A 20,908-nucleotide genomic window follows, 5' to 3' on the forward strand; every position below is an offset into this window, starting at 1 on the left:
CCTATGCCCCTAGCCTACCAGCAGTCGAAGGCAGTAGGGCGATGGACCCAGTGTTAGGCAAAAACGCTCAGTGGCACCATCGCAGCTATTAGCGAAGTGTGAAACAGCAGGGTTAACAGATGCTTAACTTCAGCATCCTTCTTCAAAAATTAGGTATGGAATCTTCTCTATGCAGAGGTAGAGACAGTATCAGCGCTGATCCTCAGGGAGCATTCCGGCCAGGTCTTGGAGGAACTTGATTGATGCGGCTGGACGTCCTTCCTGTTCAGCGACCTTGATGATGTGGTTCAAGATGGTGCCGATCTCACTCATCTTCGCAACGCGTCCGGCAGAGAGAACGTGAAAGAAGGTTGAGAACGCAACCGCTATCGCCTGGTCATGCTCCTCTAGGACGCGGCAATGCTCCTTGAGCGCTTTGATGTCTCTTTCCTGGGCGGAGACGATCTCGACGAGAGTGAGCATCTGCTCGGCCAGGGTATCTACGGAAGTGTTCATGTCGCTGAGGCGTTCCAATCGGGCATGAATGGGCGGACGAGGATTATTCTGATCGTCGGTCGGAGGGTGTTCGAAGGATTCAGAGAGCGCTGAGGACTTGAGTTGACCGTCCTCAATCGGCTCAAGATTTGCGTTCAAAGCCAAAGGCTCTCCGATCACAGGTTCCGTTCTACCTGTAACAATGCGCGGAAGCCCGATTGTGCGAGCAAACCTCATCGCTGCCTGCTGCATGAAATGACGTAACTTCACCTGAACACCGGCAATCACGTTTCTGCTTTCGCTCGCAAGAGCACAGCCAGTTCTTCATGAAAGACATGGCGCAAACGACAGTATCATGCCTTGAGCACGAATGCTCCATGTGGGTGACCCCACGGGTCAAGCTTCCTGCGTGTTCTTCTGCCCACTACCCACGAGCATAGAGCAGCCGGGCGCGGATGGTTCCCTCCAGCGCGCGGATCTCTTGAAGCGTTTCCCGGCTCTGCTCGGGCTGACCTTCCACCTCGATCACGACATACCCGAGTTCGCCATCGGTCTGCAGATGTTGAGCCGTGATGTTGAGGCCACGCTGGGAGAAGGCATTGTTCAGACGCCCGAGCATCCCAGGTACGTTTCTGTGCACATGGATATAGCGGGTGCCTGTGGTCCCAGATGGCAGCTGCACCTGAGGAAAGTTCACGGCTCCAACCGTTGTTCCCACGTCGGAATAATCGGTCAGCTTCTTGGCCACTTCTGCGCCGATGCGTTCCTGCGCCTCCTCCGTCGACCCGCCGATGTGAGGTGTCAGAATAACGTTATCGAGACCCTGAAGCGGTGTGACGAAAGGGTCCTCGTTGGATGCAGGTTCCACTGGAAACACATCGACGGCCGCGCCCCGCAGATGACTGCTTCGCAACCCCTCGGCCAGTGCGTCGAGGTCAACCACTGTGCCGCGACTGTTGTTGATGAGGTAAGCGCCATTCTTCATGGCGGCGATTTCAGACTTGCCGATCATTCCGTGCGTTGCCGGGGTTTCCGGCACATGGAGGCTGACGATGTCACTTTGACTCAGCAGTGCATGCAGGCTGTCAGCAGGCTCCGTGTTGCCGTGACGGAGCTTGTCGGTCTGATCGAAGAAAATGACACGCATGCCCATGGCTTCCGCCAGATAGGAGAGCTGCGAGCCGATATTGCCGTAGCCGACAATGCCGAGGGTCTTGCCACGTACCTCGTGGCTATCCGACGCGGACTTGTCCCACTGGCCTGCATGGGCGGCGCTGGACTTGGGAAAGGTGCGCCGCAGGAGCATGACGATTTCCCCGATCACCAGTTCGGCCACGCTTCTTGTATTGGAGAAAGGGGCATTGAAGACAGGTATTCCAGCCTGCCGCGCGGCCTCCAGATCGACCTGGTTCGTCCCGACACTGAAGCAGCCAACGGCGATCAGCCGGTTGACCGATTGCAGAACCCTGCTTGTCAGCTGAGTGCGGGAGCGGATGCCCAGGAGATGGATCCCCTGCAGGGCTTCAATGAGTTCGTCCTCATCGAGGGCGGTCTTGAGGTGGGTCAGGTTGGTGTAGCCCGCCGCTTTGATCAGATCGACTGCACTCTGGTTCACCCCCTCAAGGAGGAGAACGCGGATCTTGTCTTTCTGAAGAGAGAACATCTCGGACATGTTAGCTCCAACTGCCTTCCATGGGCATGCCATAGCGCGCCGGGGCAGAGGCGGGAATCTCTTTTTCTCGCATAGGTGCGGCTTCCAGCATCCTTTCGGACATCTGGCCCCCGACAGGGTGAGGTCTCCTACCTCCAATGCTCTGACCCGGCCTCCTGCGTCCGGTCTATGATGACTGAATCCGGTTGCAGCTGCAGCTGGTCGAGGAGGCGGGGACCGGTGCCGGATGTACGCACGGTCCCCGTTCCATTTCCGAGTCACCTCCCTCCATATCCTCAGGTTGAGGTCCGGAACTGCCCACATCTTCGGTGATCTCGGACGTAACCCATCAGAAAGCCGAGCTTGGATGGATCCAGGCCTCTGGGATCGGAGTTCTCGTTCCAACTGCATAGGAACCAGCCAACGGGACCGGGGGCTCCCTCCGGAGGTCTATCAACAGGGGGCGAAGTGCCGCGAATCCTGACCTACAACGTACATCGTTGCCTCGGCACGGACGGACGGCTGTCTCCTGTGCGCGTCGCCGATGTGATTGCTGCTTATGAGCCGGATGTCGTGGCGCTGCAGGAACTCGACGTGGGGCGGGTTAGAACGGGGGGCGTCGATCAGGCTCATGCGATCGCCCAGGCGCTCGGAATGCATGTGCATTTCCATGCCAGCATGCGGATGCTGGAAGAGGAGTACGGCAACGCGATCCTGACCCACAGGCCCTCGAAGCTCGTCAAGGCGGAGGCTCTCCCGGGTCTGGCCGGAAAACCCCGCCTCGAGCCGAGAGGGGCACTCTGGGCCTCGGTCAAGCTCGGGGGCGCGGATGTTCAGATCATCAATACCCATCTAGGCCTGCGTCGCCACGAGAGGCTTGCTCAGGTGAATGCGCTATTGGGCCCGCACTGGCTCGGGCATCGGGCCTGCCGGGGGCCGATGATCGTGCTGGGGGATTTCAACGCCACGCCGCGGTCGCGGGCCTATCAACGCCTCGCAGCGCAGCTCTGGGATGCGCAGGCGCTGGCGAGACTTCCCAGACCCACGGCTACCTTCCCGTCGCGCTTGCCGATATTCCGCATCGATCATGTATTCGTTAGCCGTGGGATTGCCGTACAGCGGGTGGAAGCAGTAAGGACACCCTTGGCCCGTGTCGCCTCGGATCATCTCCCGCTTCTCGTTGAGTTCCAGATCGTTCGTGGCAAGGCATCTCAGGCCAGCATGGCCCACATTCAAGGATGAGAGGCATGATAGAGGCGTCTGAAGGATCGCTGGTCCTGCTATTGCGTTGAACCTCATGGAGCGTGGCCGTTAGCTGCTGCGGCAAGTGTAGATGAGGAGAGGGGATGCGTAACTGGAAGTACCTGATTGCTGCAGCTGCGGTCGGTCTGGCGGCTTTGCTGCTGTATCGCACGCTCAGCCGCTACAGCCTGAATGAGCTGGTCACTGCTGTCACGGCCATTCCCATTCCGAGGCTTCTTGCTGCTGCAGGATTTGCTGCAGCTAGCTATATATCGTTGACCTTCTTCGACTATCTGGCTCTGCGCTATGTCGGCCGGCCTCTCCCGTATCCAAAGGCAGCCCTGGCCTCCTTCACGGCCCTCTCTCTCGGCCATAACATCGGATTGGCCGCCCTGAGCAGCGGTGCTGTGCGCTATCGCTTCTACAGCCGCTGGGGACTTGCCGCGAGCGAGGTGGCAAAGGTCATCGTCTTCTGCGGGGTCACCGTCGGACTCGGCCTGACGACCCTGGGTGGAGCAGCCCTGCTCCTGCGCTCGGGACTAGCCGTGGAAATCACAGGGTTGACCCATTCCATTGTAATCGCACTAGGCCTGGGCTGCCTCGCCGTTCCGGCAATCTATCTAACCCTGTCAATGTTCGTGCGCAGGCCGCTGCGGATCCGGCGCTGGTCGATTGAGGTTCCGGCTTTTCGGCTTGCCGTCGGACAGGTTCTGATCGGGTCCACAAACTTCGCCTTCGTGGCCGCCTGCCTTCACCAAGCGCTCTCAGCCGTAGCAGACGTTGCGTATCTCGGTGTCGCATCAGTCTATGTGATCGCCAATGCGACCGCTCTGGTCAGCCATGTGCCCGGAGGGCTCGGCGTGATCGAGAGCGTCGTCATGTACCTTCTGCCTCGGGACGACCTGATCGGACCGCTTCTGGTGTTCCGGTTCGTCTACTTCCTCGCACCGCTCGGGTTAGGGAGCGTTCTGTTTGCCGTAACCGAGCTTCTCTTGCGGCGTCGGGGTTTGGACACCAATAGAGACGCTTCCTTTCCTATCAAAGCCTAGACATCAGTCCTTGCGACGACGAAATAGAGCGAGCGGCTCGAATGGCTCCAGCGGATCCAAAAGGCCAGTGCCCGGTGCCGGTGCATCCGGTCCGTCATCAGCCATGGCCCCGAAGGCGCGCAGCCCGCGCACTCTGGTATTCAGTTGGTTGATAGCCCGGATCAGGGATCCACCTGCTCCTGCCATAGCTTCGGCGAAGGTCTCCGGCGAAATTTCGAGATGCTCTGCGATCAGCTGTTCTCTCAGATGAGTGATGATCCGACGCTGCTCCTCGGTCGTTGCCTCGATGGCGAGGTCGCACTCGCTGTCGAGGCCCATGGAGCGGTTGTTCAGGTTCGAAGAGCCGATGCGCAGGAACATGTCATCGACGATGATGAGCTTGGAATGGATGAGAACCTGGCACTCTCCGCCCGCTCCATTGGGAATAACCGGGTAATAGACGCGCAGGCGGTCGTAGTGATCGCATTTGCGCAGACGCCGGATCAGCCTGTCTCGGTTCGTGCCCATGACCAGTTCCTCGGCCCAGCCGTGGGACTCGTGCGTTTGAATCACGACGATTTCCGGCCCTCCGGGATCGGCAAGGTGACGCTCGAGGACATCACCAATTGAGGGGGCCGTCATATACTGCGCTTCGATGTAGATACTCTTTTTGGCGGCGGCGAGCGCATCCAGCGTCAGGGCCGCTGCCTCTTGAGCGGCGGGCTGCTCTCCGCAGGCCGGATAGGTGCGGGCGATGGCGACGGGCACTTTGACGAAATCGGCGGAAAGGTCCTCCGGCCACGGATCGGTCCCATCAGGCAGGGCCGGGCTCAGATCTTCGCCTGTCGCACATTTCCAACGGCCATAGCCCACCTCGGCGACGGACCGCGCAGCCTCGCCGTCGACAGCCATCTGTAGGTCATGGACCGGTTCGTAGATGCTCCCGTCATCTCTCAGCCGGAAACGATCATCGCAGGCATGGCGATGGGTATCCCAGCGCTCGACCGTCAGGTCCATGCCACCGACGAATGCCAACGCATCGTCGATGCAGACGATTTTCTGGTGGTGGGCGGCATAAAGCGGGTGGTGGGTGTCGAGCTTGAGCTGAAGGCGCGGGTGGTCCTGCCAATCAGCGCCGAATATCAGCGGACCGGGAGCGCCGGGGGCATGCACGACGGCAACGCTCCATACCAGGATCCTGACCTCAAGGTCAGCCTTGGCCTCGACGAGAGAGCGGAGCAGGGGGCCGAGCGCCGGGGATTCCTCCGCACTCACATCCGGGCGCAGGCGGATGCTGCCGTCGAAATCCCAGCCGATGATGAGAATGGAGCGTTGGGCCCGGCGCAGAGCCGCTTCGAGGTAGGCGAAGTAAGGGGCGCCGTCGATCAGAACCGATGCACGATCAGCTTTGGGAACGCGCCAGCAATTCTGTCCAGGGCGCAGAATTGACCCTTCAAGCGACCGCAAGGCTGCCTGGGCAAACAGAAGTTCATTCCGGCTCGTCGATTCTTCGAGAAGCTGCACGCGACTAAGATCCTAAACGCAGTCCTCTGCCAACTCGGAAACCGAGGCCAAGGTTCCGGGGAAACAGAGCGCCTCAGAAGCGTTGCCCAGGGCGATCTGACTTGCGGATCGAATCTGCATCAGCAAATTCCCGGATCACATCACAACAGGTGGAACAACGTGTTCGATTGGATTGTCAGCCTCATCGACAAGGCCGGATATGTCGGCATTGCCCTGCTCATGCTGCTGGAGAATGTTTTCCCGCCGATCCCTTCGGAACTCATCATGCCGCTGGCGGGCTTCTCCGCCGCCAAGGGAACGCTCAGCTTCACAGGAGTCGTTCTTGCGGGCACGATAGGCTCGCTCGCCGGCGCCTATTTCTGGTTTCTGATTGGCCGCTGGATCGGCCCGAAACGATTGAAGCGTTTCGCCGCCAGACATGGACGATGGCTGACCATGCATCCCGACGAGGTGGATCAGGCCAGGGTGTTCTTCGCCCGCCATCAGGGCCTCGCTTTGTTCTTCGGGCGCCTGATCCCGACAATCCGTTCCCTTATCTCTGTCCCTGCAGGAGTAAATTGCATCCCTATTTCCACTTTCCTGCTGTGGAGTTCCCTCGGGACGGCTCTCTGGACGGTTTTCCTCGCGGGTGCCGGATATCTTCTTGAAAGCCAGTACGAGCGGGTTTCGGGATGGTTGAACCCAATCTCGAATGTCGTGTTTGCAGCTCTGGTTGTTTGGTATGTGTATAGGGCCATCCGCTTCAAGGCGCCTGAGGCCATTGAACGCGCCTGAAATTTCATCGGGAGCGATTCGATTTTTGAGCAGGCATTTGCAGCAGATTCAGGTTCCTGCCGTTGCCAATCTGGCAAAGCGCCTAATAATTTACACAGTTCGCACGATGAGCGCGCCAACTGCGGCAGGATGTCCGGCTGGCTTTCCTTTGCGCTTCATTGGTTTGAGGCATGACATCAGGACTGAAGGGCGACCATGGACAAGGAACTAGAAAGCAAAATCCGTGAGCGGGCTTACGAGCTCTGGATGCGGCACGGGGCTCTTCCTGATCGCGCAGACGAATATTGGTATCAGGCCGAGCGCGAGCTTCGCGGCGAAAGCGGCGAAGGTTCCGGCGTCCAACCTCCGTCCCTTATCGATCCCGCCCCCTTGGGCATGACCAGCATGACGGCCGATGAAGCTCCTCCGGTTGCTCCGAAGACCCGCAAGAAACGCAATTCTGCTCCGGCTCCAGTGGAGGAAAGCAGTGAGGCTCCAGCCGCTACGCCGAAGCGTCGGCGGACAACGCGGGTGACTTGAGCACGATCAGCACACAAGCCTTCGGCCGCTGGTCGGAGGCTCCCGGGCGGTACTCCGTTGAAGTCAATCACGCGACAAGTACCCGCGGCCATTACGGCCTCTATATAATCAGGTGACTGCCTTTGATGTGAGGACCCGGCCTTGCAGAATCCCAGCGTTCCCTATGCGCCTCTCGCCCGTCATGCCATGGCGTATATTCTGGCAGGTGGGCGCGGCAGCCGACTGATGGAACTGACCGACATTCGCGCCAAGCCCGCCGTCTACTTCGGGGGCAACACCAGAATCATCGATTTTGCACTCTCGAACGCCCTGAATTCAGGGATCAGACGCATCGGAGTGGCAACACAGTACAAGGCCCATAGCCTCATTCGTCATCTCCAGCGGGGCTGGAACTACTTCCGCGCCGAGCGGAACGAGAGCTTCGACATTCTGCCGGCCAGCCAGCGTGTCTCGGAAACCATGTGGTACGAAGGCACGGCCGATGCGGTGTATCAGAACATCGATATCATCGCGAGCATCGACCCCGAGTACATCATCATCCTAGCCGGCGATCACATCTACAAGATGGATTACGAGCTCATGTTGCGCCAGCACGTCGACATGGGGGCCGATGTGACCGTCGGCTGCCTCGAGGTGCCGCGCATGGAAGCGACCGGCTTCGGCGTGATGGCCGTCGATGAGACGGATCGCATCATCTCCTTCCTTGAGAAGCCCGCCGACCCGCCCGGCATGCCGGACAATCCGGACAAGGCTCTGGCGAGCATGGGCATCTACGTCTTCAACACCCGTTTCCTGTTTGATCAGCTGAGACGCGACGCGGAGACACCCGGCTCGAACCGGGATTTCGGAAAGGACATCATACCCTATCTGGTCCAGCACGGAAAAGCCGTGGCTCACCGGTTCACGCGATCCTGCGTCCGCTCCGGAGCGGAGGCTGGTGGGCCTGATGCAGAGGCCTACTGGCGGGATGTCGGGACCGTGGATGCGTATTGGGAGGCCAATATCGACCTGACGGCGATCGTTCCCTCCCTCGATCTCTATGACCATGACTGGCCGATCTCGACCTTTACGGAAACATGGCCGCCAGCGAAATTCGTCCACGACGAGGAGGGGCGCCGCGGTCATGCCATCAACTCGCTCGTTTCCAGCGGCTGCATCGTGTCAGGTGCGGCTCTCCGCCAGTCGCTCGTCTTTACAGGCGTGCATCTCCATTCCTATGCCTCCGTCGAGGGAGCCGTTATTCTTCCCTTCGCGGACGTGGGAAAAGGTGCGCGGCTCAAGAACGTTGTCGTCGACCGGGGCGTACGCATCCCCGATGGGCTCGTGGTGGGCGAGGATCCTGAACTCGACGCTCAGCGCTTCCGCCGCACCGAAAAGGGCATCAGCCTCATCACGAAGCCGATGATCGAGAGATTGGCCGGATGAGGCCTCTGAACATTCTCTCCGTCACGTCAGAGATCTTTCCCATCATCAAGACAGGCGGACTGGCCGATGTCGCCGGGGCCCTTCCATCCGCCCTTGCGGCCGAGGGTGTGAGGGTCATCACGCTCGTTCCGGGATATCCGGCTGTGCTGAAGGCTCTAGAGGCCATGGAGGTCGTACATCGTTATCTTAGCTTCTTTGGCGGAGCGGCAACTCTGCTGTCAGGAAGAGCAGGGGATCTGGACCTTTTCGTCATCGATGTCCCGCATCTCTTCGACAGGCCCGGGTCTCCCTACCTCGCGCCTGATGGCCGGGACTGGCCGGACAACGCGCGGCGCTTCGCGGCCCTCGCTCGGGCGGCGGCCGATATCGGACAGGGAGTGGCGCCGGGATTCGCGCCCGACGTAGTTCATGCCCATGACTGGCAGGCTGGGCTCGTGCCGATCTACCTGAGCCTCACGGAAGGCCCGCGCCCTGCAACGGTCATGACCATACACAACATCGCCTTTCAGGGCGTTTTTCCTCCACACCTGTTGTTCGAATTGGGATTGCCGGCCAGCACCTTCACCATCGACGGCGTCGAATATTATGGGCAGATCGGATTCCTGAAGGCCGGCTTGCAGCATGCGGATCGGATCACGACCGTTTCACCGACATATGCCAAGGAAATTCAGACGCCAGCGGGCGGAATGGGTCTCGATGGATTGCTGCGAGTTCGCTCGACTGTCGTGTCGGGCATTCTCAATGGCATCGATGACAAGGTCTGGGATTCTTCTGCGGACACGAACCTCGCGCAGAGTTACACTCGTGACGATCTCGATGTCCGGATAACCAACAAGCGAGCACTGCAAAAGCACTTGGGCTTGAGCCAGGATCCTGACGTGATGCTCTTCGGCGTCGTCAGCCGCCTGTCCGAGCAGAAAGGTCTCGACCTCGTGCTCGCCGGCTTGTCGAGACTTCTTGCCGGTGGCGCACAACTGACACTCCTGGGCTCTGGAGACAGAATCCTTGAAGACAGATTCCGGAGCGCCGGCCTCGCCCATCCTGGCCAAGTCGGTTGCTTCTTCGGTTATGACGAGGGGCTCGCTCACCTGATTCAGGGCGGCAGCGATGCCCTGCTCGTGCCGTCACGGTTTGAACCCTGTGGCCTGACTCAGTTGTGCGCCATGCGCTACGGGTGCGTGCCCATCGTGTCTCGGGTGGGTGGGCTGGCCGATACTGTGATCGATGCCAATGAGATGGCGGTCTCTGCCGGAGTCGCCACAGGTTTCCAGTTCGGGCCTGTCGCGCTCTCGCCGTTTACAGATGCTATCGACCGCGCGAAAGCTCTTTGGCGCGAAAGAGATGCATGGCGGCGCCTGCAGGGCAACGGCATGCGCGCGGATGTGAGTTGGCGTCGCCCCGCAAAGCAATATGCCCGCCTCTACGGGTCCTGCCTGTCGACATGAGGCCGAAAAAGGAGCACGGTATCAGGCGCTCCTCCGTTTTTCGGGTTTTGGCTGCTTGACTGGTTTCAGTTGGAACAGCAGCAGAGAATGAGCCGTGACCGAGTACACCTTGCCGAAACCGAACTCCGCCGGAGTGTCCAGATCCGGGTGGTTGGTATCGATGTGACACATCCAAGCCTCTCCGCCGACCACCTCCGGCAGGGTGCACTTCACCACATCATTATGGGCATTCATGATCATGAGGAGAGTCACGTCCGTGCCTCGCCGGCGAATGCCGGTCGGTTGAGCACGACCATCCAGCAGGATGCTTATGCAGCGGGCGTTGGGATCCTCCCAGTTTTCAGGCGTCATCTCATCGCCCGCAGGAGTGAGCCACGTCACGTCTTTGACGTCGAGCTCCTCGTTGTAGATGCCGGAGAGAAAGCGCATGCGTCGCAGGATCGGCAGGTTCTGACGTAGCTGGATCAGCTTGCGTGTGAACTCGAGAAGTTCGATGCCATCCTGGTCGATGCCTTCCCAGTCGATCCAGGACACCTCGTTATCCTGACAATAGGCATTGTTGTTGCCCTGCTGGGTATGGGCGAATTCGTCGCCTGCCAGCAGCATCGGCGTTCCTTGCGAGAAAAGCAGGGTGGCCAGCATGTTGCGGATCTGGCGCAAGCGCAGGGAGCGTATATCGGGATCTTCCGTCGGTCCTTCTACGCCATAGTTGAAGGAGAGGTTGTGATCGTGGCCATCCTTGTTGTCCTCTCCATTCGCCTCGTTGTGCTTCTCGTTATATGAGACGAGATCGTTCAGCGTGAAGCCGTCATGGGCTGTGACGAAGTTCACGGAAGCCCATGGTCGGCGCCCGCGCTTGTTGAAGATGTCCGCCGATGCCGTGAGACGGGCCGCAAGCTCCGGCAGCTTTCCTTCTTCGCCCTTCCAGTAGGCGCGCACCGTATCGCGATAGCGGTCGTTCCACTCGGCCCAGCCGGGTGAGAAGCGCCCGACCTGATAGCCACCGGGTCCGCAATCCCATGGTTCGGCAATCAGTTTGACCTGGCTGAGCGCCGGATCCTGGCGACAGGCGTCGAGGAAGCGGCCATCTTCCTCGAAGCCGTGCGGTTCACGGCCCAGGATCGTCGCGAGATCGAAGCGAAAGCCGTCGATCTGAACCTCTTGCGCCCAGTATCGCAAAGAATCCGTGACCATCTGGAGTACACGAGAGTGGCTGAGGTTCACGGTGTTCCCGGTTCCCGTATCGTTGATGTAGTAGCGTGGATCAGGGGCGAGGCGGTAATAGGAGGCGTTGTCGATGCCCCGGAAAGACAGGGTTGGCCCCAACTCATTGCCTTCGGCGGTATGGTTATAAACCACATCCAGGATCACCTCGATCCCGGCATCGTGGAGATGGCTCACCATCTCCTTCACTTCGTTGATGAAGGGTGTTGCGAGGTAGCGCGGCTGCGGCGCAAAGAAGCCGATCGAGTTGTAGCCCCAGTAGTTCTTCAGCTTCTTCTCGACCAAATAGCTGTCATCCACGAAAGCATGAATTGGCAGCAGTTCGACTGCTGTGACGCCGAGATTCTTGATGTATTCGATCACCTCATGCTGCATGAGACCCGAGAACGTGCCACGAAACTCCTTTGGCACCGCCGGATGCTGCATGGTGAAGCCGCGCAGATGGGTCTCGTAGATGATAGATCGCTCCCACGGGATCTGTGGCCGGCGTGCCCGCGCCCAGGTGAAAGCCGACTCGACAACTCGACATTTTTGCATGAAGGGCGCGCTGTCGCGTTTGTCGAAGGAGAGGTCGGCGTCAGGCGAGCCGAGAGTGTATCCAAACAGGGCCGGGTTCCACTTCAGGTCGCCGATGAGCTGCTTGGCATAGGGGTCGAGCAGGAGCTTGTTGGGATTGAATCGGTGGCCGGCCGTGGGTTCGTAGGGTCCATGAACCCGGTAGCCATAGGTCGCTCCCGGCCGCGCGTCTGGCAGATAGCCGTGCCAGACCTCGTCGGTATATTCCGGGAGTTCGACCCGTTCGATTTCCCGCTCTCCGTCCTCGTCGAAGAGGCAAAGCTCAACCTTCGTGGCATTTGCGGAAAAGATCGCAAAATTCACACCCAACCCATCCCAGGTGGCTCCAAGGGGATACGGAAGTCCTTCCCGGACGCGGGAGGTGCGCCGCACGTTCGGCGCGACGATCTGAGGCGGCGATTGCTCACGGGTATTGACTTTGTCATTCATTGGAAATCTCGGAAGCCAAGCGAGGCAAAATGTCTGTGCTCGTCAACGCGCAAGCCCGCAGGAAGTCCCCGGCAAGCTGAACTATATGTTCAGCGTGTCATCCACACAGGAGAATTTTGTCCCTTATGAGGGGCCCCGCCTTAGAATGGCGAAGGGAATCTCCTTCATCAGATTGGAGACTTTTGCCCGATCTCGTTCGATGAGGATCTCGTCTCCGGTTAACACATTCAGCCAAGTGCCCTGGGCGAGCTCAATGCTTGTGTCGCTCCAGATTGCGGCGTCGACGGATGGGTCATTGCTCTTGATCAGGTTCGCCCAAAGACGCGGAACGACGATGGCAAGAGCATCGGTCCCATGCCGCCTGACATAAGACAGAAGATGGTCTGTGTGAGCACCTTCAACTTCGAGCGTCTGATAATCGCCTTCGGCATAGAGCGCCGGTGATTGGGCTCGGTCTTGCAGCAGAACAGCAATAATCCTCTGCTTGATCCGCCCATCGCTCCAAGTCCCCATCAAGGAGTTAAGTGTATCAGCCTTCTCCAGAGCCTTTGCCCGGGCCGTATAATCCACGGGACGCCGGTTGTCGGGATCGACCAGGGAGAAATCCCAGAACTCCGTACCCTGGTAGATGTCAGGCACCCCCGGCAGGGTTAGCTTGAGAACCGTGCGGGTCAGCCCTTTCAGCATCCCCAATGTGGAGAGGCGCCGGATCAGGTCGCCGAAGCGTTCCAGGAACAGGCTCTTCGGGTCGAGTACAGCTCTCAGGAGTCCAAGAGCAGCATTCTCATAGGCTTCGTTCGGGGCAACCCAATTCGTATGCCGCTTGGCTTCACGGAGCGCCTTGATGAGGTATCCTTCCATTCGCTCTTGGAACGAGGCCAATTCTTTGCGACCGGCTTTCTCCATGATTTCCAGAGGCCATGCGCCGAGAAGGGCTTGGAGCAGGATGACCTGATCATTGGCATCCGGTGCAGGAATGCCGTCGATCTCAGATAGGTGGAGTGATACTAACTCCTTCCAAACGCTTAGGGCATTCGCCCATTCTTCTGGCATCTCGGAGAGGGCGAGAAGTCGGGCGCGCGCATCCTCGCCGCGCTTCGTATCGTGCGTGGCGGTGCCGATCATGGCGTAAGGCCAGTTTCGGGCACGGTCCATGTTTGCCTGATGAAAGGCAGCTGGCGTCAGCCCGAAGTGACTAGGGTCGCCGCCAACCTCGTTCAAGGCGATCAGGCGTCCATAGCGGTAGAAGAGCGTGTCTTCCAGGCTCTTGGCCATGACCGGACCCGTGAGTTGCTGGAAACGGCGGCAGAAGCGGCGCACGTCTTCCGGATTGCTATCTTGAGACCGCCCGAGAAGAACAGAGGCGATAAAGTCATGCACGGTTTGATCGGGGAGGGTGCTGGAGGTCCTGGCAGCCTCAATCGTTTTCTCGATCAGCCGCACATCCTCGGCCGCAGGCTCACCGTCCTTCAGGTAACTGCGGTAGACAGGAAACGTGGCGACGATCTCCACCAGAGCCTGACGCAGGGCAGACGTCGTGTAGTCGCGTGTGCGGCGGCTGGCATCGGCGATAGCCTTGATATCGGATACCAGAACTCCGAGTTCGCTGGCGAAATTCTTCTCCGTGATCTCGACCTTGGCTTCCTTAAGGAGATCTTCATATGAGCCCTGTAAGCCCGACGCCTCGCGGTAGATCTTCTCGAAGGCATCGCCTGCTCGTCCGTCCACCAGCACGCCGTCAACCAGATTGAGCGTGTCGTAGCCCGACGTTCCGGCCACGGGCCAGGGACGCAGCTCTTCGCCAGGCTCAAGGATTTTCTCGACCACCACATAGAAACCGGGACCAACCTTCTCTTGAAGGGCACGAGCGTAGCCCTCCGGATCGGCGAGACCGTCGATGTGGTCGATCCTGAGACCATGAACGAGCCCCTCGTTCACGAGGCGGAGGATCAGCTCATGGGTCTTCTCGAAGATGTGCGGGATTTCAACACGAATACCGGCCAGGGTATTAATGTCGAAGAACCGGCGATAGTTGATATCGCTGGATGCCACCCGCCAGTAGGAGAGGCGGTAGGCCTGCGCCTCCAGGAGGCGATGCAGGGCCTCGAAGCTCTCCGGATCGTCCGCGTTGCCGTTGATGGATGCGATGGCCCTGTCGATGGCTCTCTGCAGATCCGGCGAAGCAGCAACTACCTGTGCTAGATCATGCTGCAACCCCTCTGCTTCCTTCGGAAGTGATGAGGAACTCTTGCTAGAGGCCTGCTCTCTCATGGCTCGCAAGCGCTCGGTGATACTCCGCAGCTTTCCAGCTTTGTCGGGATTGCTCAGCGATGCCAGCGCGTGGTCCAGGATCTCGGGATAAGTCGCGGGGCAGATTGGGAAGCGATGCTCCCAGTGCCACACGCTGAAAGAGCCATCCTCGGAATCGAATTTCAGCTGTAGTTCGCCCCTTTCGAGAACCTCGCCATAAAGGCCGCCCATTGACGGAACGATCAGCTTGCCGCCGGCTCCGGAGCGTTCCCAGTCGATGTCGAATGCATCGGCCACGGGGGAGAGACGCCCCCATTCCAGCACAGAGAGCCACCAGCCGTTGGACTGGCCACCGACACCCATGTGGTTCGGCACGATATCGAGCACGAGTTTGAGGCCGTGCTCTTTGAGAGTCTCCGAGAAGCGGCGGAACTCGTCTTCTCCTCCGAGCTCCGGATTGATCACGGAATGGTCGACGATGTCATAACCGTGGGTGGACCCGGGAGCAGCCGCCTGGATGGGAGAGGAATAAACATGGCTGATGCCGAGTTTCGCCAGGTACGGCACGATCTTCACGGCATCGTCGAACGTGAAGTCCTTGTGAAATTGCAGGCGGTAAGTGGCCCGGGGCGGCGGAGCCGCGAGAACGCTCCTGCGGGTGCGCACGTCCCGGCCCTCTTCGGTGAGGGCGACGGAAAGCTTCGCCAGCAGGCTGCCGGGGGCCGCCATATCTTCAATTGTGTTCGACAGCCTACGGCGCCAATTGGGATGACCGACATCCATGCCCGGCATGTTGGGCTGATTCAACTCGCCGGATGCGTCCTCGATCTGCACGGCCGTGAGTACCGAGGACGTGCGGGCGAGGTAACGGATGGTCGCATCCAGCGGCGGCTCCTCCGGTACCTGCGTTGAGGGCAGAAGGCCTTCCGCCGCAAGCGCCTCGACAAAATGGCCCTTGTCCATCTTGCGTGCGACACGCTCCCGATCAGAGGTCTTCCGGTCGAAGATGCCCAGCGTCTGGCGCAGGTCGACATCGAGGCTGCGCCACCACCCGGTGAAGGTCGGCAGGTCGTGGGTGGTAATCACGGCAAGAGCCGAACGCGGATACTGGTCCGGCTTCTTGAAGGCGGATTCACTCCGCTCGAAGGGGAGCACCCTGTAGCTGAGGACACCGGATTCCATGATCGCGTCGGAAAAGCCTTCCGGAGCCGTGCCAAGGTCTTCCGCGATTACCAGACAACGGGCGCGGTGGCTCTCGATGCGCAACACCCCCATCATGGCCTCGAACGGGTAATCCACGTAGGCTCCCTGCGAGGCGGGAGCGCCGGACGGGATCAGGAAGAGACGCTGGAGCTGGAAGGCGTGGTCAATGCGGATCGCGCCAGCATGGCGCATATTGGACGAGACTAGATCGCGGAAGGCGGCAAGGCCCTGCTCCTCAAGGGTGAGCGGGTTGAATGGCGGTAGGCCCCAATCTTGTCCTTGTGGTCCGAGCGGATCCGGTGGTGCTCCGATGGATAATCCTGGCGCATAGCGTTCCGGTGTCGACCATATCTCGGATCCGCCGCCATCAGATCCAACGGCGAGGTCGCGGTAGAGTCCGATGGGAAGTCCGGCAGCGCGGGCCCGTTCGGCCGCCTGACCCAACTGCCAGTCGGTCTGCCATTGCAGCCAGGCGTGGAAGGCGACACTCTCCGCTTCCTGCGACCGGAAGTGTCTGACGTCGTCCGAACTGACAGATCGAAAGGCTTCGGGCCACTCACCGATCCAGGATCGTCCTTGCGCTCGGAAATGCTCGGAGAGCGCCTCGAAGGTGGCGTGCGCCTCCAGGGCCTCACCGCCCTCTTGGCGAAACGCCTCGAAGGCAGCCTTGTCCCCAGAGGCTTGGAACCAGGACCAGAGTGCATCGAGGACGGGGCGCTTGATGGCCCAGACTGCGGCGTAATCGATAAGCGAGGCGCCACGCAGTTTGTCGAGATGCTGCTGCACGTCCGAATTCTCGAGCAGCCGCTGCGCGCCGCACGCCGCATAGCCTTCGACAATTGTTGGGTCGATGTAGAGAGACTCGAGGAACAGGCGTGAGGATGGCGAATAGGGGGAGATCTTGGAGCGATCAGCTGCGAAGAGTGCGTGAACCGGACTGAGGCCCAGGAACGCGCCACCAAAGCGGCCAACGGCTTCTGCGGTGAGAGCCACGTCCGAGTAATCTCCGATCCCGAGGTCGCGCTCTGAGCGCAAAGAATAGACCTGGGCCGTCAGCCCCCAAAGCCTTGTGTCCCCTTTCATGGCATCGGGCTCCCAGCACTTGCCAGGAGCGGCGATGATCGTCGTCTCATGATCGCCCAACCGAAGCCGGTGATAGCCCATCGCCAGGGAAGGGAGATCGAGGGTGCGGCTGGTTTGGGTGAGGCGGCCTTCGTGAGTGGTTCCACCTTCCTCAATCAGGGTCCATGCCGATGCACCGGTAGCGCTGCGCAATTTGCCTGTCGCAGGCACCTCGGCTTCCACTGTCAGGACTGCAGGCAGCGGGCCTGACTTCAACCGCTCCAGTCGCTCGAGACTCTCCTGCGCCTCTTTTATGGATGCGACGCCGATCCCAAGAGCGGCGAGCAGGGCTTCTCGCGTGTTGGAACTCGTCTCGACCCTCTTTCCGAAGGCATCGCTGTAGTCCGGGGAAATGCCGACGAGCGCGGCCATCCGCTCCAGCAGAGCGTCCAGCTTGCTCATGCTGAAATTCCCTTCATGACGACTGCTGACCACGGTGGAAGCTTTAGGCGACCGTCTGAAATCTTGGCTCCCCCGCTCGACCAGAGCAATCGTGTGTTTTCATCCATCATCCCGCCTACGATTCCGTCGCCGAAATTGGCCAGCACGCGAAGCGTGCCGGCCGAGAAGGTCCAGGTTACGTCGAGGGATTTCTCTGATGAGATCGCATAGTTCGAACCGCGATACTGGCTCTTCAGGAGGAGCACAATCTCCGTCTGTCGCAGGTCGAGCAAGTGACGGGTTTGCGCGAGAAACTCCTGATGAGGCGATTGCGGAATCTCTGACCAGTTGATCTTGGACCCTTCGAACGTCGCGCGATCAGTCGGATCGGGAATGCGCTGCGACATCTCCGGATCCGTGAAGGCCCTGAAACGCTTGAACTCGCCGCGTCGTCCGTCACGTACGGCCTTGGCCAGATCCGGCTCGCTCTCGAAATCCACGAAAAACTGGAATGGCGTCGAGGCGGCCCATTCCTCACCCATGAAGATCAGCGGGATGTTCGGCGAGAGGAGGAGGATACCTTGCGCGAGAGCCAAGCGCTCGGGTGAAATCAAATGCGAAAGACGCTCACCGAAGGCACGATTGCCCACCTGATCGTGGTTCTGAAGGAAGGACACGAAAGCCGTTGGAGTCAGATGGCCCGAGGGCTCGCCACGGACGACACCATCCTTATGCGGTGACGGGTCGCCTTGATAGGCGAAGCCTTCCGCCAAAGCCCGTCCAAGATGCTCAAGAGGGCGATTGGCATAATCCTCGTAATAGCCTTCGTTCTCTCCGGTTAGAAGGGCATGCCACGAGTTGTGGATGTCATCGGCCCATTGCGCCGTGTGGAGTGTCGGCTGCCCCCCGGAATTGCGGCCGAGCCAGCGCGCTTGGTTGGCTTCGTTCTCAAGCACCAGATGAACGTGGCGATCTGGGATGGTCTCACGAATTCTGTTTGCCAGCTCCTCGATGAAGTGCGGCTTGCTGTCATCCACGATGGCATGGACGGCATCGAATCTAAGTCCATCGATATGGAACTCTTCCAGCCAGTAAAGCGCGTTGTGAAAGAAGAAGTCGCGTACGTTCCGGCTGCCTTCTCCATCGACGTTGATCCCTGCTCCCCAGGGCGTCGGGTGGCGATCCGTGAAGAAGGTCTTGGCATAGGCGTGGAGATAATTCCCTGACGGGCCGAAATGGTTGTAGACTACGTCGAGGAAGACCATGAGACCGAGCGCATGTGCGCGCTCCACGAGGCGTTTCAGGTCGTCGGGGCTGCCATAGGCTGCATCCGGCGCGTATGGCAAGACGCCGTCGTAACCCCAGTTGCGCCGTCCCGGGAACTCACCGATGGGCATGAGCTCGATGGCCGTGATGCCGAGATCGCGCAGGTCTTCCAACTTTGCCATCAGGCCCGCATAGGTGCCCTCCGGCGTCGCAGTTCCCACATGCACCTCATAGAGGACGGTCTCTTCCCATGCGCGTCCGGTCCAGGCTGTGTCAGACCACTGATATGTTCCAGGATCGACGACGAGGCTCAGGCCGTGGACGTCATCAGGCTGAAATCTGGAAGCTGGATCGGGCACTGCAAGGGTTCCGTCGATCCGATAGCCATAGCGGCTGCCTGCACGGGCCTCTTGTGAGACAAACCGATACCAGCCATCGTCACTGGTGGTCATTTGAAGCTCGGCAGTATCGAGCACGAGCTTCACGTCCTTGGCAGTAGGCGCCCACAGGGCAAAACGAATACCCTCGGGGGCTATCTCAGCCCCAAAGGGCATGGAGTGAACGCGCCGCATCTGAACTCCGGAAAACATGGGGAGGCACTTGCGAACGAACATTGCAGGGCAATGTTCCGGAGCAAAAGCAAAAACAGCCAAGCTGTTGCTGCAGGTCTTCCATCGAGCACCGTGCTTAGCCAAGCTGGCCGAAAGAGTTAATCAAAAATTTTGCAAATTTTCAGTGGAACCACACCCAGGGTGAGTGAGTTAAAAGCCCGACTGCCTATGGCGCGGGGAGTCGATGGGGATCGCGCCTCTGAGCTAATATGCTGGACTCATCTCAACTGGACACTGTTTCAGGTGTCTCGACCTTGGCGCATGCCGAACTTCTGAACGGCTCCCAAGCTTCCGTTTCCATTAAGCGCCGTCAGTCAATTCTTTTCGTTACATCCGAGATCGCCGATTACATCAAGGCTGGCGGCCTGGGTGAAGTCTCGGCAGCGTTACCGCGCGCGCTTCGCCATCATTACGATGTACGCATTCTCATTCCAGGTTATCGTCAGGTTCTCTCACAGATCGGCGACCTGGAGGAGATCGCCCGTCTACCGGCTTCATTCGGCATACCGGCCTGCGGCCTTGGACGGGGAACGACTCAGGACGGCCTGACCGTCTATGTGCTTCTGTGCCCGGACCTCTACGACCGTGACGGGTCACCCTATGTCGACACCTTTGGTGCCGATTGGAGTGACAACGACATCCGCTTTGCGCGTCTCGGCTTGGCGGCGGCCGACATCGCCTGCGGTAATAGCGATCCGTTATGGCGCGCCGATCTTCTGCACCTCAATGATTGGCCATCAGGACTTGCGTCAGCCTATCTTGCCTGGCGCGGGCAGCGCATCCCGACAATCCTGACAATTCACAATCTTGCCTATCAGGGGAACTTTGACCGCAATCGCTTGTCTCATCTCGGCATTCCCGATGCTGCCTTTCAGATGAACGGCGTCGAGTTTTACGGCAAGCTCTCATTCCTGAAGGCAGGCATATACTATTCTTCTCATATTACGACTGTGAGCTCCACCTATGCCCAGGAGATCACGCGACCTGAATTCGGGTGTGGTCTCGATGGCCTCCTCAGAACCCGCGCCGAGGAAGGGCGTCTCGACGGCATCATCAACGGCATCGATGCGAGTTGGGATCCGAGTACGGATCCTTACTTGGTCACCCGATTTTCCTCCGATAATTTCCGAGGCAAGCGTGCGAACGCCAATATTGTGCGCAAGAACTTCGGCCTTGACCTGTCCTCCGGGCCACTCTTTGCCGTGGTGTCGCGCCTCGTTCACCAGAAAGGTGTCGACCTTGCCATTTCGGCGGCGGAAACCATCGTTTCTCAAGGGGGACAGATCGCGGTCATCGGGCAGGGCGAGGCTCGGTTCGAGGCCGAACTGAAGGCTCTGTCGAGCCGCCATCCCGGTTCCGTCGGCGTCAAGATTGGGTATGACGAGGGCGACGCCCGTCGCATGTATGCGGGCAGCGATTTTCTGCTCATGCCATCCCGGTTCGAGCCTTGCGGTCTCAGCCAGATGTACGCCCAGCGCTTTGGCTCCTTGCCGATCGCGCATAAGACAGGTGGATTGGCCGACACGATTGAGGACGGCGTCACCGGCTTCCTGTTCGGTGAGCCCTCGCTCAACCGTTTCAAGGACGCGATTAGACGAGGTCTTGAAACATTCCGTTCTCGTTCACGCCTCACGAATATGCGTCGCGCTGCGATGAACAGGCCTCACGGTTGGGACCGTTCAGCTTCCCGCTATCACGAAGTCTACGAGCGAGCCTGCCAAGCGGCTCTGGTTTAATCACCCTAAAACCGATCTGAGTGTGCTC

Annotated in this window: 13 protein-coding genes; 7 read left to right on the forward strand and 6 right to left on the reverse strand. The window is 59.6% G+C overall.

From position 1 onward, the window contains the following. Positions 1 to 189: 189 nt before the first annotated feature. Both I2H36_RS01470 and serA read right to left on the reverse strand, forming a co-directional pair. On the reverse strand, positions 190 to 762 hold the full coding sequence (locus I2H36_RS01470; RefSeq protein WP_196262109.1) for a hypothetical protein: 573 nt from the start codon (positions 760 to 762) through the stop codon (positions 190 to 192). 136 nt (positions 763 to 898) lie between these two features. Continuing rightward, a complete protein-coding gene (serA, locus tag I2H36_RS01475) occupies positions 899 to 2,146 on the reverse strand; it encodes a phosphoglycerate dehydrogenase (RefSeq protein WP_196262110.1) in 1,248 nt (415 codons plus the stop codon). A 447-nt stretch (positions 2,147 to 2,593) separates the two neighbouring features. On the opposite strand from serA, the gene I2H36_RS01480 reads away from it, so the two are divergent. Both I2H36_RS01480 and I2H36_RS01485 read left to right on the forward strand, forming a co-directional pair. Beyond that, entirely contained in the window at positions 2,594 to 3,367 is a 774-nt protein-coding gene (locus I2H36_RS01480) for an endonuclease/exonuclease/phosphatase family protein (protein ID WP_196262111.1), read from the forward strand. A 104-nt stretch (positions 3,368 to 3,471) separates the two neighbouring features. Beyond that, the gene (locus I2H36_RS01485; RefSeq protein WP_196262112.1) at positions 3,472 to 4,416 is read left to right on the forward strand and encodes a putative bifunctional lysylphosphatidylglycerol flippase/synthetase; all 945 of its coding nucleotides are present in this window, start codon (positions 3,472 to 3,474) and stop codon (positions 4,414 to 4,416) included. Between the two features lie 3 nt (positions 4,417 to 4,419). Here the strand turns inward: I2H36_RS01485 and I2H36_RS01490 are convergent, their stop codons facing one another. Further along, the gene (locus I2H36_RS01490) at positions 4,420 to 5,919 is read right to left on the reverse strand and encodes a phospholipase D-like domain-containing protein (RefSeq protein WP_196262113.1); all 1,500 of its coding nucleotides are present in this window, start codon (positions 5,917 to 5,919) and stop codon (positions 4,420 to 4,422) included. A 159-nt stretch (positions 5,920 to 6,078) separates the two neighbouring features. Between I2H36_RS01490 and I2H36_RS01495 the strand changes: the two genes are divergently transcribed. The 4 genes from I2H36_RS01495 to glgA (I2H36_RS01510) all read left to right on the forward strand — a co-directional run bounded on the left by I2H36_RS01495 (position 6,079) and on the right by glgA (I2H36_RS01510) (position 10,082). Next, a complete protein-coding gene (locus I2H36_RS01495) occupies positions 6,079 to 6,693 on the forward strand; it encodes a VTT domain-containing protein (RefSeq protein ID WP_196262114.1) in 615 nt (204 codons plus the stop codon). A 195-nt stretch (positions 6,694 to 6,888) separates the two neighbouring features. Further along, a complete protein-coding gene (locus I2H36_RS01500) occupies positions 6,889 to 7,212 on the forward strand; it encodes a DUF2934 domain-containing protein (RefSeq protein ID WP_196262115.1) in 324 nt (107 codons plus the stop codon). Positions 7,213 to 7,353: 141 nt separating this feature from the next. Beyond that, on the forward strand, positions 7,354 to 8,637 hold the full coding sequence (glgC, locus tag I2H36_RS01505) for a glucose-1-phosphate adenylyltransferase (protein WP_196262116.1): 1,284 nt from the start codon (positions 7,354 to 7,356) through the stop codon (positions 8,635 to 8,637). After that, positions 8,634 to 10,082 carry a glycogen synthase GlgA gene (gene glgA, locus I2H36_RS01510; RefSeq protein WP_196262117.1) on the forward strand — a complete coding sequence of 483 codons (1,449 nt, stop codon included), beginning with the start codon at positions 8,634 to 8,636 and terminating at the stop codon, positions 10,080 to 10,082. Before glgC ends, glgA (I2H36_RS01510) begins: the two co-directional genes overlap by 4 nt. A 21-nt stretch (positions 10,083 to 10,103) precedes the next feature. On the opposite strand, the gene glgX is transcribed toward glgA (I2H36_RS01510), so the two are convergent. The 3 genes from glgX to treZ form a co-directional block, all read right to left on the reverse strand. Then, positions 10,104 to 12,311: a glycogen debranching protein GlgX gene (glgX, locus tag I2H36_RS01515; RefSeq protein ID WP_196262118.1), complete on the reverse strand. Its 2,208-nt coding sequence runs from the start codon at positions 12,309 to 12,311 to the stop codon at positions 10,104 to 10,106. 123 nt (positions 12,312 to 12,434) lie between these two features. Then, positions 12,435 to 17,288, reverse strand: a complete 4,854-nt coding sequence (locus I2H36_RS01520; protein ID WP_196262119.1) for a malto-oligosyltrehalose synthase — start codon at positions 17,286 to 17,288, stop codon at positions 12,435 to 12,437. Then, a complete protein-coding gene (gene treZ / locus I2H36_RS01525; RefSeq protein ID WP_196262120.1) occupies positions 17,285 to 19,105 on the reverse strand; it encodes a malto-oligosyltrehalose trehalohydrolase in 1,821 nt (606 codons plus the stop codon). The genes I2H36_RS01520 and treZ overlap by 4 nt, the downstream gene beginning before the upstream one ends. 248 nt (positions 19,106 to 19,353) lie before the next feature. Here treZ and glgA (I2H36_RS01530) point away from each other — a divergent pair, with 248 nt between their 5' ends. Further along, on the forward strand, positions 19,354 to 20,880 hold the full coding sequence (glgA, locus tag I2H36_RS01530; protein WP_196262121.1) for a glycogen synthase GlgA: 1,527 nt from the start codon (positions 19,354 to 19,356) through the stop codon (positions 20,878 to 20,880). Positions 20,881 to 20,908: the final 28 nt, after the last annotated feature.

It is taken from the genome of Microvirga terrestris (assembly GCF_015694425.1).
GTDB lineage: Bacteria > Pseudomonadota > Alphaproteobacteria > Rhizobiales > Beijerinckiaceae > Microvirga > Microvirga terrestris.

What these genes read in the sequence shown, in the direction of transcription:
- serA (WP_196262110.1), bottom strand. Translation starts at nt 2,146, where the DNA reads ATGTCCGAGATGTTCTCTCTTCAGAAAGACAAGATCCGCGTTCTCCTC.
- I2H36_RS01485 (WP_196262112.1), top strand. Translation starts at nt 3,472, where the DNA reads ATGCGTAACTGGAAGTACCTGATTGCTGCAGCTGCGGTCGGTCTGGCG.
- I2H36_RS01500 (WP_196262115.1), top strand. Translation starts at nt 6,889, where the DNA reads ATGGACAAGGAACTAGAAAGCAAAATCCGTGAGCGGGCTTACGAGCTC.
- glgA (WP_196262117.1), top strand. Translation starts at nt 8,634, where the DNA reads ATGAGGCCTCTGAACATTCTCTCCGTCACGTCAGAGATCTTTCCCATC.
- glgX (WP_196262118.1), bottom strand. Translation starts at nt 12,311, where the DNA reads ATGAATGACAAAGTCAATACCCGTGAGCAATCGCCGCCTCAGATCGTC.
- I2H36_RS01520 (WP_196262119.1), bottom strand. Translation starts at nt 17,288, where the DNA reads ATGAGCAAGCTGGACGCTCTGCTGGAGCGGATGGCCGCGCTCGTCGGC.
- treZ (WP_196262120.1), bottom strand. Translation starts at nt 19,105, where the DNA reads ATGCGGCGCGTTCACTCCATGCCCTTTGGGGCTGAGATAGCCCCCGAG.
- glgA (WP_196262121.1), top strand. Translation starts at nt 19,354, where the DNA reads ATGCTGGACTCATCTCAACTGGACACTGTTTCAGGTGTCTCGACCTTG.